The sequence below is a fragment of the Winogradskyella schleiferi genome (genome assembly GCF_013394655.1).
Taxonomy (GTDB): domain Bacteria; phylum Bacteroidota; class Bacteroidia; order Flavobacteriales; family Flavobacteriaceae; genus Winogradskyella; species Winogradskyella schleiferi.
Window position 1 is genome coordinate 3651947 of sequence record NZ_CP053351.1, and the last position, 14791, is coordinate 3666737.

12 protein-coding genes are annotated in these 14791 nt (G+C 35.1%); 1 reads left to right on the top strand and 11 read right to left on the bottom strand.

Annotation, left to right across the window (positions count from 1 at the left end; all coding sequences use genetic code 11):
- Positions 1-97: 97 nt before the first annotated feature.
- The 11 genes from rfbC to HM990_RS15970 all read right to left on the bottom strand — a co-directional run bounded on the left by rfbC (position 98) and on the right by HM990_RS15970 (position 10356).
- Positions 98-661: a dTDP-4-dehydrorhamnose 3,5-epimerase gene (rfbC, locus tag HM990_RS15920; protein WP_178990272.1), complete on the bottom strand. Its 564-nt coding sequence runs from the start codon at positions 659-661 to the stop codon at positions 98-100.
- A 3-nt stretch (positions 662-664) separates the two neighbouring features.
- A complete protein-coding gene (rfbA, locus tag HM990_RS15925) occupies positions 665-1543 on the bottom strand; it encodes a glucose-1-phosphate thymidylyltransferase RfbA (RefSeq protein WP_178990274.1) in 879 nt (292 codons plus the stop codon).
- 113 nt (positions 1544-1656) lie between these two features.
- Positions 1657-2709, bottom strand: coding sequence for a dTDP-glucose 4,6-dehydratase (gene rfbB, locus HM990_RS15930; protein WP_178990276.1), 1053 nt, complete (start codon positions 2707-2709; stop codon positions 1657-1659).
- 165 nt (positions 2710-2874) lie between these two features.
- Positions 2875-3978, bottom strand: a complete 1104-nt coding sequence (wecB, locus tag HM990_RS15935) for a non-hydrolyzing UDP-N-acetylglucosamine 2-epimerase (RefSeq protein ID WP_178990277.1) — start codon at positions 3976-3978, stop codon at positions 2875-2877.
- A 44-nt stretch (positions 3979-4022) separates the two neighbouring features.
- Positions 4023-4928 (bottom strand): GDP-L-fucose synthase family protein, encoded by a 906-nt coding sequence (locus HM990_RS15940; protein WP_229719442.1) that lies wholly within the window; start codon positions 4926-4928, stop codon positions 4023-4025.
- Positions 4929-4971: 43 nt separating this feature from the next.
- Positions 4972-6087, bottom strand: coding sequence for a GDP-mannose 4,6-dehydratase (gene gmd, locus HM990_RS15945; RefSeq protein ID WP_178990281.1), 1116 nt, complete (start codon positions 6085-6087; stop codon positions 4972-4974).
- A 97-nt stretch (positions 6088-6184) separates the two neighbouring features.
- A complete protein-coding gene (gene cysQ, locus HM990_RS15950) occupies positions 6185-6973 on the bottom strand; it encodes a 3'(2'),5'-bisphosphate nucleotidase CysQ (RefSeq protein ID WP_178990283.1) in 789 nt (262 codons plus the stop codon).
- Between the two features lie 172 nt (positions 6974-7145).
- Positions 7146-8402: a sulfate adenylyltransferase subunit 1 gene (locus tag HM990_RS15955; RefSeq protein ID WP_178990293.1), complete on the bottom strand. Its 1257-nt coding sequence runs from the start codon at positions 8400-8402 to the stop codon at positions 7146-7148.
- Between the two features lie 15 nt (positions 8403-8417).
- Positions 8418-9323, bottom strand: coding sequence for a sulfate adenylyltransferase subunit CysD (gene cysD / locus HM990_RS15960; protein ID WP_178990295.1), 906 nt, complete (start codon positions 9321-9323; stop codon positions 8418-8420).
- A gap of 5 nt (positions 9324-9328) precedes the next feature.
- Positions 9329-9919, bottom strand: a complete 591-nt coding sequence (cysC, locus tag HM990_RS15965) for an adenylyl-sulfate kinase (protein ID WP_178990297.1) — start codon at positions 9917-9919, stop codon at positions 9329-9331.
- Positions 9916-10356, bottom strand: coding sequence for a DUF2061 domain-containing protein (locus HM990_RS15970; RefSeq protein WP_178990299.1), 441 nt, complete (start codon positions 10354-10356; stop codon positions 9916-9918). The genes cysC and HM990_RS15970 overlap by 4 nt, the downstream gene beginning before the upstream one ends.
- Before the next feature lie 589 nt (positions 10357-10945).
- Between HM990_RS15970 and HM990_RS15975 the strand changes: the two genes are divergently transcribed.
- Positions 10946-14488 carry a T9SS type A sorting domain-containing protein gene (locus HM990_RS15975; protein ID WP_178990301.1) on the top strand — a complete coding sequence of 1181 codons (3543 nt, stop codon included), beginning with the start codon at positions 10946-10948 and terminating at the stop codon, positions 14486-14488.
- The last annotated feature ends 303 nt before the right edge of the window (positions 14489-14791 follow it).

Genomic DNA, 14791 nt, shown 5'->3' on the forward strand with positions numbered 1-14791 from the left:
CTGTATGCTACGTAGGATACTGAAATAAGTTCGGCATAACAAACGAGGGCTACTTGATTACGAAATTTGATTTTCATCTTTTTAGCAAATATTGAACCTAAATAGCACGTATATCAAAATAATCCGCCATATCAAATGCCTTTTGATCCTGATCTTTTGCTGACAACTTGAGCTGAATTGCTGGTAATTGCCAATCAATGTTTAGGTTCTTATCATTATAGGCAATACCTCTATCATGCTCTGGACTGTAGTAATTATCTACTTTGTACGTAAAAATAGCTTCTTCACTTAACACTACAAATCCGTGCGCAAAACCTCTAGGGACTAATAATTGTTTTTTATTAGTCTCAGATAATTCTACGGCAACGTGTTTTCCAAAAGTTGGCGAGCCTATTCTAATATCTACAGCAACATCTAAAACACTCCCTTTAATAACACTTACTAGCTTAGTTTGTGCAAAAGGTGCTAATTGATAGTGTAAGCCTCTTAATACACCATATGAAGATTTAGATAAGTTATCTTGACAGAAGTTAATTTTAAAACCTAAAAACGCTGTTAATTTATCTTCTCTAAAGGTTTCCATAAAAAATCCGCGATCATCACCAAAAACATTGGGCTCACAAACAACGACATCATGTATTTCTGTTCTTGAAAATTTCATAATTCATAACTCGTTAGCGCGTTCAATTAAATATTGTCCATAGCCGTTTTTCTTTAATGGTTCGGCAAGCTCTAGCAATTGATTTTTGGTAATATATCCCATTTCGAAAGCTATCTCTTCAATACAAGCAATTTTTAATCCTTGTCTATTTTCTATGGTTTGAATATAATTAGAAGCCTCTAGAAGACTCTCGTGCGTTCCGGTATCTAACCAAGCAAAACCACGTCCCATAAGTAAAACTTTTAAGTTGTCGTCTTTAAGATATGTTTGATTTACAGTAGTAATCTCTAATTCACCTCTATGACTAGGTTTTATGGTTTTTGCGATATTAATAACGCTATTAGGATAAAAATAAAGACCTACAACCGCGTAATGGCTTTTAGGAACCTCTGGTTTCTCTTCAATACTTATTACATTTTGTTCGTCATCAAAATCAACAACGCCATAACGTTCTGGGTCTTTTACGTAATAACCAAAAACAGTCGCTTTCTGACGTTCGGATACATTACGAACTGATTTAGCTAATAATTTATTTAATCCATGACCATAAAAAATGTTGTCACCTAATACTAGACAGACATCGTCATTTCCAATAAAATCTTCTCCCAAAATAAAAGCCTGTGCCAAACCATCCGGAGACGGCTGTTCTACATAACTAAAGGTCATTCCTAAACTAGAACCATCGCCTAGCAGTAATTTAAATCTAGGCAAATCTATTGGAGTTGATATAATCAATATGTCCTTAATTCCGGCCAACATCAGCACGGACAATGGATAATATATCATTGGTTTATCGTGTATAGGCAATAATTGCTTAGATGTCCCTTTTGTTAATGGGTACAATCTTGTTCCTGAACCTCCTGCTAGTATAATACCTTTCATTTATTATTTTTTTCTAAAAACTTAAACTTCGTTTCGTCCAAGTTTTATTATTAACTTATTTAGCTAAGCTCCTATTGCATTTCGATATTTGCTTATCAAGAAAACAAAATAGGTTAATCTGCCGCATACTGCTTTTTATAATAGTCTTTATAGTCGCCAGTAACGATGTTATGTAACCACGCTTCATTATCAAGATACCAACTAATCGTTTTTTCTATGCCTTCTTCAAACTGCAAGGAAGGCTCCCAACCCAAATTGTCTTTTAATTTGGTTGAATCAATGGCGTATCGCATGTCATGTCCGGCCCTATCTGTAACATAGGTAATCAATTTTTCGGACGTGCCTTCCTCCCTTCCTAATTTTGTGTCCATGACTTTACAGATGACCTTTATGAGGTCAATATTTTTCCACTCGTTAAAGCCGCCAATATTGTAAGTATCGCCTATAGTTCCCTTATGAAAAACGACATCAATGGCACGCGCATGGTCTTCTACAAATAACCAATCCCTTATATTTAAACCTTCCCCATACACAGGAAGTGGTTTGTTATTTTTTATATTATTTATAAATAATGGAATTAATTTTTCAGGAAATTGATTGGGCCCATAATTGTTGGAACAGTTGGTTATTATGGCAGGCAATCCATAAGTGTTTTGATAAGCCCGCACAAAATGATCTGAGCTGGCTTTTGAGGCCGAATAAGGCGATTTAGGATCGTAAGGCGTATCCTCTAAAAAGAAACCTTCGTCTCCCAAAGAGCCAAAAACCTCATCCGTAGAAATATGATAGAACAATTTATCTTCAAAATTATTTTTCCAACTTTCTTTGGCCTGGTTCAACAAGGTTAATGTTCCCATTATGTTGGTGTTGGCAAACTCAAAAGGGTTGGTAATGGATCGATCTACATGAGATTCTGCTGCTAAATGAATTACAGCCTCTATAGCATACTTTTTAAAAATTTCCTTGATTAGGCCACGGTCGCAAATATCTCCTTTTATAAACGTATAATTCTCTGAGTGCTCTATGGCGCTTAAATTCTCAAGATTTCCTGCATATGTAAGCAGATCTAAGTTTATTATATGATAGTTTGGATACTTTTCTACAAACAACTTAACCACATGACATCCTATAAAGCCTGCTCCTCCAGTTATTAATATATTCTTCATTGCAGTAATATTTTTTAATTATTTTCTACCTACTAATAGTTTCCGTGATAAAAAATTTTCAATTCAACTTCATCAAAAAATAACACCTTTACAAATTCATGTCCATGACTTTTCATCTGATAATAAATCAATTATATAAAAATGCAAATGTACTTCACATACCTTTTATTTTAAAGGCAATGTTTCAATAATTGCTAAAATACGTTCTGTGGCTTTACCATCCCAAAATTTTGGCACATTACTATGATTTTCCATTCCAGCTTCAACAGTTTCGATATGGCTTAAAATTTTATCAACATCAAAATCCAACAAAACATTTGTTCCTTGGGTTATAGTACTAGGCCTTTCGGTATTTGGCCTCAGCGTTAAACAGGGTTTTAATTTGTAGGTTGTTTCTTCTTGAATGCCTCCACTGTCTGTTAATACCATTTTGCAATTATGAATAAGGTTTTGAAAACTAAAATAATCTAATGGGCCTGTAATTATAACACCTTTTAATTTTTCGAAGTCCGATTTTAAACCATACTTCGATAGATTGTTCAACGTTCGCGGGTGCATTGGAAAGACCACTTGATGATTTTTAGACAGTTTATCCATCAAATTCAATAACTTTTCTAGACCATTTTTGTGATCTACTGTAGCCGGACGATGAATAGTCATTAAAATAAAATCATCCTTGTTCAGTTGAAACGTTTCTAAAATGGACTGGGATTCTATATCTTCTTCAAAAGCGACGAGTGTATCAATCATGGTGTTCCCTACAAAATGGATCCGCTCTTTTGGTTTTCCTTCTTTGAGTAGATTATCTATGCCACTTTGTTCCGTTACAATGAAGTGATCTGTTATTTCATCGACCAAAAGTCGATTGATTTCTTCTGGCATACTTCGGTCAAAACTCCGTAAACCACTTTCTAAATGCGCCAGTGGAATATTCATTTTATTTGCGGTAATAGCAGCAGCTAAAGTAGAGTTGACATCGCCTGGCACAATGATCATATCTGGAAGAAACTGATTTACAATGCCTTCCAACCTTATTATAATTTCACCGATTTGATTATTTGCAGTGCTTTGGGGAATGTTCAAAGCAAAGTCTGGATAGATGTCTAATTGTTTAAAAAAATCATCAGCCATGGCTTTGTCAAAGTGTTGGCCTGTGTGGACGATTTTTATGTCGAATTTATTTTTAAATTTTTGTTCAGCTACTTTTTTAAATTGTGTAACCTTAATATAATTCGGTCTTGTACCCACAATAATCAATAATCGAATCATAAAAACTTTATTATTATACTAAATTTAAGTTGAAAAGCACTAACTTAAATTTTTACTTTTTTATAGTCTTTTTGGTGCGAGGTAAACCAATTGTAAGTATCAATTATTCCTTTTTCTAAAGTATATTCTGAAGCCCAACCCAAAGCTCTTAGCTTTGAACTATCCATCAACTTTCTAGGTGTTCCATCTGGTTTTGAACTGTCCCATTCAATTTTCCCATTATGACCTACAACATTTTGAATCGTTTCGGCCAGTTCTTTTATAGTAACATCTGTACCAGTACCAACATTATATAAATGTTCTGGTAATTTATGCTCAATGGCAAATAAAACGGCCTGCGCTAAGTCATCAACATGTAAAAATTCACGCATTGGTGTTCCACTTCCCCATAACTCTACTGTAGCTTTAGTAATTTTAGCCTCGTGAAACTTTCGTATCATAGCAGGCAATACATGCGAACTTTTTAAGTCAAAATTATCATTAGGACCATATAAATTGGTCGGCATTAAGCTCACAAAATCTTTACCGTATTGCTTTCTAATGGCTTCGCACGCTTTTACACCAGCTATTTTAGCAATGGCATACCATTCATTAGTTGGCTCCAAGCTATCGGTAAGTAAGTATTCTTCTTTTAATGGTTGAGGTGCAAGTTTTGGGTAAATACAAGAACTTCCTAAAAAAATAAATTTTGAAATCTCAGCTTTATGTGCAGCATCAATGAGATTATTCTGAATTTGCAAATTTTCCATTAAAAATGGATATGGATTCTCGTTGTTGGCTAAAATCCCTCCTACTCGAGCAGCCGCATCGATAATAATATCCGGCTTTTCTGTATTTATAAAATCAATTACAGCTTGTTGGTTTCGCAAATCGAGCTCTGAGCTGGTTTTACCAATGAGATTAGTGTAACCTTTTGTCTCTAAAGCTCTCCAAACCGCAGAACCTACCATTCCGCGATGACCTGCAATATATAGTTTTGAATCTTTAGTTAATTTACTCAAAATAATTCATCGTTTTATAACCTCCATCTTCAAGGTACTGTTGTTCTTTCATCAATTTTATATCACTTTGCATCATATCCTTAACAAGGTCATTAAGATCATATTTGCATTCCCATCCTAATTTGTCCTTAGCTTTTGAGGCATCGCCAATAAGTAACTCTACTTCTGTAGGCCTAAAATAACGTGCATCAACAGCGAGTATCTCTTTTCCTATTTCTAATTGGTAATTAGGATTTTTGCACTTGATGATATATGCTTTTTCATCTTCGCCTTTTCCTTTAAACTCTAACTCAATCCCAACTTCAGCAAAACTCATTTTAACAAAGTCACGGATTCTTGTGGTTTTCCCAGTAGCAATGACCCAATCTTCTGCCTCGTCCGCTTGAAGAATCATCCACATCATTCTCACATAATCCTTGGCATGTCCCCAATCGCGCTGTGCATCTAAATTTCCGAGATAAAATTTATCTTGCATACCTAGTGCTATCCGGGAAACTGCTCTAGTAATTTTTCGTGTTACAAAAGTTTCCCCTCTAATTGGTGATTCATGATTAAACAAAATACCATTACAAGCATACATATTATAAGCCTCACGATAATTTACAGTAATCCAATAAGCATACATTTTGGCTACAGCATAAGGTGATCTTGGATAAAACGGCGTTGTTTCAGATTGCGGCACTTCTTGTACCTTGCCATATAGCTCTGAAGTTGAAGCCTGATATATGCGTGTTTTCTTCTCTAAACCCAAAAGTCGTACTGCATCCAAAATTCTTAAAGTTCCTAAACCGTCTGCATTGCCAGTATATTCTGGAATTTCAAAAGACACGGCAACATGACTCATCGCAGCCAAGTTATAAATCTCATCGGGTTGTATTTCTTTAATCAGCCGAATGAGATTAGTACTATCCGTCATATCACCATAATGTAAATAAAAATTCTGATGATCTACATGTGGATCTTGATATAAGTGATCAATGCGATCTGTATTAAATAGGGATGAACGGCGTTTCAAACCATGAACTTCATAACCTTTTTTTAATAAAAATTCACTTAAATAGGCACCATCCTGTCCTGTAACCCCTGTAATAAATGCAACTTTACTCATTAATAATTTTTAATTTAAGGATTTAAATAACACTAATTGATTGCAAAAGTATCTAAATTAGTCGAATTATGAATCTCATTGATTCTAAAACCTAGGATTACTTTACCAAAAACCAAGAGTTCAGCAACTCTTCTCTATTGTAAAGCATGCGCTCTTTTGTACTCCAATCTATAACCTCAAAACCCGCATGTTCACAAATGGCTTGACCAGCAGCAGTATCCCATTCCATGGTTGGTGCAAATCTTGGATAACAATCAGCTTGGCCTTCTGCAACCATACATAGTTTTAAGGAACTCCCTTTTGATATTAAATTTACATCACCATGCTTTTCACGCATCTCGCTAACATAAGTCTCTGTTTCTGGTGACATATGTGAACGGCTCGCGACAACTGTAAAGGACTTATCACTTCTTTCTAATGGTAATTTACGAGCATTATTTACTAAAGAATCATAATTATAATCCTCTAGATTTACAGTGACTTTATAAGCGCCCATTTCCTTCGTTGAAAAATAAAGGTCTCCCGATACTGGCACGAAAATAACACCTATAACGGTTTTCTGACTTTCTACCAGAGCAATGTTAACCGTAAACTCTCCATTGCGCTTAATAAATTCTTTTGTACCGTCAATTGGATCAACGATCCACAATTGGTTCCAATCTTTTCTATCGTTATAAGCTATAGATTTACCTTCTTCAGAAAGTACAGGAATGTTTGTCGTTTTCAAGTGTGACATAATCACTTGATGAGAAGCCAAATCTGCTTTGGTCAAAGGTGAATTATCGCCTTTTAATTCCACTTCAAAATCATCGGAATGATATATTTTTAGAATTTCTTTCCCTGCTTCTAAAGCGGCAATAATTGCGGTTTTTAAATTTTTATTCATTTTGTTAAATCCATATTCGGTTGACTGATCAATTTGAAATCCTATCGATTACCTCACCCACTAAGTCAATTCGATTTATATTTTGTTTTTGGAATTTGGTATTTTATTTTTTTCTCTTCAAACTTCATGCTGCATGCTGCATGCTTCATGCTTCAAACTTCGAGCTTCTAACTCAAATTATCATACCTGCACCAATGGTTTCATTGGTTTGTTCGTCAATAATGATAACGCTTCCTGTTTGGCGATTCCTTTTATAGGCATCGTAAAATATCGGTTTTGCCGTTCTAATCGACAAACGAGCAATATCATTCATTTCAACCTTATCAATACCTTCAATGCGATGCAACGTATTGATGTCTATTTTATATTTTAATTCTTTTACCATTCCAACCGTCTCATTCGTAGTATGTTTAATCACCACTTTTGTTCGGGCATGAATTGGGTTAGTACTCATCCAAGTTACTAAAACTTCCAAATCTTGACTGACATTAGGAACGTTATTTTCACGTACAATCATATCGCCACGACTGTTATCAATTTCATCTTCCAGTGTCATGGTTACAGACATAGGAGCAAATGCCTCTGCAATCTGCTCTCCATTAAGCTCAATAGTTTTAATGGTAGAAACAAACCCTGAAGGCAATGATTTTACTTTATCTCCTGGTTTAAAAACACCACCATCTATTCGACCTGCAAAACCTCTATAATCCTGATTATCCAATGTATGTGGACGAATCACAGATTGAATAGGGAAACGACAATCCACAAGGTTATGATCACTTGAAATATGCACAGTTTCTAAATGATACATCAACGTACTTCCTTGATACCAATCCATATTTTTAGAACGGTTAACAACATTATCGCCATTTAATGCCGAAATAGGAATAAATTGTATATCGTTAATGCCTAACTTGGAAGAAAAGACATTAAAGTCTGAAACGATTTCATTATAGACCTCTTCACTATAATCAACCAAATCCATTTTGTTAACACAAACAATAGCATGTGGAATGCGCAATAATGAGGCGATAAATGCATGACGATGGGTTTGCTCCAACATGCCTTTTCGTGCATCGATCAGTATAATGGCCAAATTAGCCGTAGATGCACCAGTAACCATATTACGTGTATATTGTATATGTCCTGGCGTATCCGCAATTATAAATTTACGTTTTGGAGTGGCGAAGTAACGATAAGCCACATCTATAGTAATACCTTGCTCGCGCTCGGATTTTAAGCCATCGGTTAGCAACGATAAATCAACATAGTCAAAACCTTTATTTTTACTAGATTCTTCAACTGCGTCTAGTTGGTCTTGAAAAATTGATTTACTGTCATACAACAAACGCCCTATTAATGTGCTTTTGCCATCATCAACACTTCCTGCGGTTGTAAAACGTAATAATTCTATATCTTGATAATCCATTGTATTCTTTAAATTTTAAAAGTAACCTTGTTTTTTACGATCTTCCATGGCCGTTTCAGCACGCTTATCATCTGCTCGCCCACCTCGCTCTGTGGTACGTGTTGTTGCGATTTCTTCAATGATTTTCTCAAGATTATCGGCTTCAGATTCAACAGCACCTGTAATTGGCATATCACCACAAGTACGGTAACGAATGGTCATATTAACAACTTCTTCTTTTTCCTTTAACTTGATGAATTCTGAATTTGCTAAAATCACGCCATCTCTAACGACACAATCGCGTTGATGTGAGAAATATAGGGACGGTAAATCGATATTCTCTAGTTTAATATATTCCCAAACATCCATTTCTGTCCAATTAGAAATAGGAAACACCCTAAAGTGTTCTCCGTAATTCTTACGACCATTAAAAAGATTCCATAATTCCGGTCTCTGATTTTTTGGATCCCATTGTCCAAATTCATCACGGTGGGAAAAGAAACGTTCTTTTGCACGCGCTTTTTCTTCATCTCGTCTTGCTCCACCCATCGCAGCATCAACTTTATAGTCTTCAAGTGTATCTAACAACGAAACTATCTGGAGTGAATTACGAGACGCATCAGCTCCAGTTTCTTCCTTCGCCCTCCCTTTATCAATCGCTTCTTGAACAGAACCAACAATAAGTTTAACGCCTAATTTCTCCACTAATTCATCTCTAAAAGCAATGGTTTCAGGAAAATTATGACCCGTATCAATATGAATTAATGGAAACGGTATTTTTGCAGGAAAGAAGGCTTTTTTAGCTAAGTGCGTCAGTAAAATTGAATCTTTTCCACCTGAAAAAAGCAGAACAGGATTTTCAAATTGCGCAGCAATCTCTCGAATCACAAAAATAGCTTCCGATTCTAATTCTTTTAAATGATTAATTACGTAATTACTCATGTGTTTTATTTTAATTTTTGAATAATAAAGTCTAAAATAGTTTGAACCGATGTTTCTATCGATTGATGGTCTGTTACGATTTCTAGATCCGGATTCACAGGCGCCTCATAAGGTGCTGAAACACCTGTCATGTTTTTAATTTCACCGGCTCTTGCCTTCTTATACAAACCTTTTACGTCTCTACGTTCACATTCCTCTAATGAGGTATTGATATAAATTTCGACGAAATTTTCGTTCCCTACTATGTTTTTTATATTTTCCCGGTCTTTGATGTACGGCGACACAAAGGCCGCCAAGGTAACCACACCAGCTTCAACCAACAAATGACTGATTTCGGCAATCCTTCTGATGTTTTCGGTACGATCCTCTGGAGCAAAACTAAGATCTTTATTGATACCTTGTCTAATATTATCGCCATCTAAGCTAAAAGTTGAAATGTTTCTTTTATGCAATTCCACTTCGACCAGATTAGCTAAGGTCGATTTCCCAGAACCAGACAAACCAGTAAACCATACCAAAAAAGAGCGATGCGCATTTAGCTTTTCACGATCTGATTTTGTGATTTTATACTCATGTCTAACTGTGTTTATGCTCATAATTCACGAGATTTTTTTAATTCGTTCAAGCGTTTTCTTTCATTTCTTCGGTCCAAACCAAAATCTATACGGTACCATAATTTTTCGTGCCCAAAATACAATAGCATTTTTGTAAGGACTTCGGCACCACCAATTTTAAGACCAGTCAAGGGGTTTCCTGTAATTATCCAGCCTAATATAAAGGTATCCAACGTTCCTACGGCTCGCCATGAAAATGTCTTTAATACGTGACGCTTGTTCGACGATTTTATCTTAGATTTAAACCAAGCACGCTCGTGCAAATAATAAAGAATCATCTTGGTGACCAACTCCAAAAGCGCTATTTGAGAACCGAACTGAATATTATCGGATATAAACCACGATAATAGAAATGTATCTAATGTTCCTATGATACGCCAGGTAATAGTTTTGGCTAGATGTCGTTTACTGAACCTCAAACCTTATATATTCTTAAAAATTCTGCCATAGCATTTCTAATTGCTTAATCAAATAAATACCGATTTATCTAGAAAAAACATTACTTACTAATTAAACAGGGCAAAAATACCTAATTACTAACACTTAGCCATTGAGATTTCAACAAAATAATGCCTCTAAATTTAGATAGTCTTAAAAACGCACAACGTTATTATATTTTCCCTATAATAGAAAGTCAATTTTCTGTTCTTTCTTTAAACTCAAATCCACTGTCTTATAATGAAACAATAGGAGAAGCAAGAGCGAATTAACCAACAGTTCAATTATCAATTTGAGGGCACAAAGGACACAACTAATATTCGAGGCCATTACATATTAAACTTTAAATAAAAAACCATTAACCTGAATCTTACGTAGATACTATAATTTTGATTACAAGTCTTAAATACCTTAAGAAAAAATTTCAAAAATTAACATTTTGTTCAAGACAATTGTAAAACTATTTAATTATCCGCAAATTTTATTACCTTTATCGCCTATTAATCCATATAAAAATTAGTGGAATTTCAATTCACTAAGACATTTTTTTTAAGATATAATTAAAAAATTATGAAAAAAACTTACATTTTTTACTTTTTGGTAGCCCTTTTCTCGTTAGGATATAGTCAGGCGCCTATTGTAACTATAGACCGCGCCAACATTGTTGGCCCTACTGCAAGTGGTAATGATCCCTCAATATCTTCTCTGGGATTAACGAGGGGCTCAGGAGTGAATTTGGCTACTGCTGCTGCTGCAAATTTCACATCGAATTCTTGGAATGCAACTTCACAAGCGCAGGCTGAATCAAACAATGAATTTATACAATGGTCAGTAACTGCAAGTGCAAGTAACAGCATCGAAATCACCGAAATAGATATCAGAAACAGAAAAAATGTTAATGGCCCAGCAAATTGGCAAATTTTCTATAGTATAGATAATTTTGCTACCGCTGGAATTCCTATTACCCCTATTCAAACTTCAGCTGATACAGCGACTAACTACAATTTTAACGGGTTAAGTATAATTTCAGGAATTGCTGAAACTGTAACTTTTAGATTATATGCATGGAACGCAGTTAATGATGGTGGTTGGTTTAGAATTGCAGGAAGAAATGCATGGTCTGGTTTTGGAATAGCAACTCCCGGAATTAGACTAACTGGAACAGTTACCACTACAGCTGTCTTTGATACTGAATCAATTATTGACGCAACTACTTTTGACCCTACAGATAATATAAACTACACATCATATAATGTTACATCAGGATTAAATACCACAAATGCTATAAAAATAGGCGAATTTGCTATTTTAGATGGCGGCGATGATTTAGTAGATGCTGATAATGTAGGTACAATTTTAACTGATTTAGAATTTAATATCTCCAATAGTTCTTACCTTTCTGCTTTAGCAATTTTTGATGGAACAACCAATATTTCTGAGGTTACCGTTTCTTCCGATACAGCAACTTTTTCTGGACTCACGGGTTTAACTGCAGCAGACAATAGTGTTAAAACCTTTGATGTCTATGCAACCTTCAGTTCTACAGTTATGGATAATGAACAAATTCAACTTTCCATAACCTCTGTATCTGCAGATCCTATTTTGGGATCTACTTTTGCGGCCTTTGACGCCGGAGGCGCACAAACATCAATTGCAGGTGATGATAATAGAATTGAGGTCACAGTAAGTAATGTTGTTTTTGATCAGCAACCTACGGATTCATTTCAATTTGAAATTATGACGCCTTTCCCAACTATTATTGCTGTTGATGCTAATGGCAATCAAGATTTAGACTACAATCAAAGTTTTAGTGTCATATCTTCTGGCTCTATGGATCCGTCGCCCATTATTTATACTATGACTAATGGACTGGCAACCTTTGATACCATAGTATTTATAGAAAAAGAAACTGTAACCACTCTTGTTGCTTTTGGTGGTCCTTATTTTGCCGCTAGCTCTTCTTTTAATATAGCGGGTCCATTAATTACTTTAGCCGAACAAGATTTTGACAATACCACTCCTGAATGGACATACACAACTGATGTAGCTACTTTTGATAATGGATGGGGATTAGATGGCTACTATGGCGTTATTGATAGCGCAATTGCTACACCATTAGATAATCCTTCATTCTCAAATAACATTTTTGGTGAGAATGATTTAAATGACGAAGGCGATAACGGCACTACTGGCTTTGCTACTATTACTTTTGATTCCATTGATATTACAAGTTACAATGATGTTACATTGTCTTTTGATTGGGATGTGCATGGTTATGTAAATAATTCTGATGATGCGCGATATAGATTAATTTATGACGGTGTTAACCAACCCCTCGTATTTTTATTAGATGGTAATGGCACTATAGATACAGATGAAGGTACTGTGACCGTTAATATCCCTAATTCAGTAAATACCGTTGCATTGCAAGTTAGTGTAAGGAATAACGGCAATAATGGCTATTCTGGATTTGACAATTTCAAATTAACTAGTGTATTTGATGGTTTACTGTATACTGATAACGGTTGGTCACCGAATGCACCCTCAATTTCAACAGGAAGTGATAATGCTTACGTACTTGATGGTACCTACAATGTAGGAACTAACATTGAAATCAATAATTTATTTATTAATAGCGCAGCAACCACAACGGTCTCTGCTGGACAATCAATTGTAACAACAACCGGTTTAGTTAATGAGGGTATTTTAGAGTTAAACTCAGTCTCAACTTCATATTCGAGTTTAATTAGTGATAATGTTATAGGCGATGTAGTTTATAATAGACATGTCAATCAATTTATTGGTAGTGGCTCATCAACTGGTGCTAATGATTTAGTTTCGGCGCCTGTAACTAGTAGTACACAAACATTTTTAGCCCTTAGAACTGCCAATCCAGATATTCCATTCGGAACTATAGACGGTGTGCCTTCATTTTTATTTGGACCATTTGATAACGATACAGACACCTTCATTAATTTTACTGCCGCAGATGACAATACGATTATTTCTTCTGGCATAGGTTATAGAACAGCCTCTACAGAGCCTACTGGATCATTATTTAGATTTGTTGGAAATGTGGAATCAGGGCCAATAACAACTCCTATATCAGTGGGTGCAGGTAACATTTTTAATCTCGTAGGAAATCCATACCCGTCATATATTGAACTCTCGGCATTCTTAGCAGCTAATAACAGTGAATTTAATCCTATCAATTCGGGAGTATATGGTTATGACGGATCAGCTACAGATGGTTATACTATTTGGAATCAGGCATATTCAGATGCCAATCCTAATGCAGCTATAACACCAGGCCAAGGGTTTCTTATCGCTTCTAAAGTAGGCGGAGGAACTATATCTTTTACACCTGCCATGAGAACGATAGGTACAACTGATGATTTTATTGCCGGAAGATCTAGCCAAAACCTAGCTCATGTTGAGCTTCAATTATCTAAAGGAAATTCTTCTTATAATACCAACTTATATTTTAACGATAATGCCTCATTAGGTATGGACCCTGGTTATGACTCTGCATTGTTTGATGAAACGACGCCAAGTTTTGCATTGTATTCTCATTTAATTGAAGACAACCTAGGAAAAGATTTTGCCGCACAGGCGGTAAGCTATTCAGACCTTAACAATGTGACATTTCCATTAGGAATAAATATAGCACAAGGCGAACAAGCTGTAGTCAGTATTTCTGAAAGCGACATTCCAGAAGGAACTTCAGTGATACTAGAAGACAACGTAACTAATACCTTTACTAATTTATTGGAAAGCGATTACACATTTACGCCTGCCACAACATTAAATGCAACGGGTAGATTCTATGTCCATTTCTATAGCGGAACTTTAGGACTCAATGACGTTAGTTTAGAAAGTATCGAAATATACACTAATGCAAATGCTAAAACGGTTGTAGTGAAAGGTCAGTTAGAAAACAAAACAACTGTTAAGCTATATGATATTCAAGGGAGAGTTGTAAGTGCTCAACTAACGGAATCTAAAAACTCAGAGCATAGCATTGATGTTTCTAATCTTGCCGCTGGTATTTATGTGGTTGAATTACAAAGTAATTCTGGTCACATTAAATCTCAAAAGGTTATTATCAGATAGGTTTCTATTTAATAAATTAATCTTAAAAACGCATCCTAATGGATGCGTTTTTTGTTTTAGACTATTTTTATTCTAAATATCTTGGGATCAATTATGTAAACGATATTGATTATACTATAAATTGGTTGCCGCTATTTTTAATTAACACACTGTTAATATCTAAATAAAGTATAAAAACTAAGTTTTATTATATTTGCAATCCCCTATTCTTACAGACTTAATCGCATTTTTTAGTAAATCACGATAAACAATTATACTCTAGCGACCATAAGTTTAAATTTGTAAGATATTTCCTTTTTATAC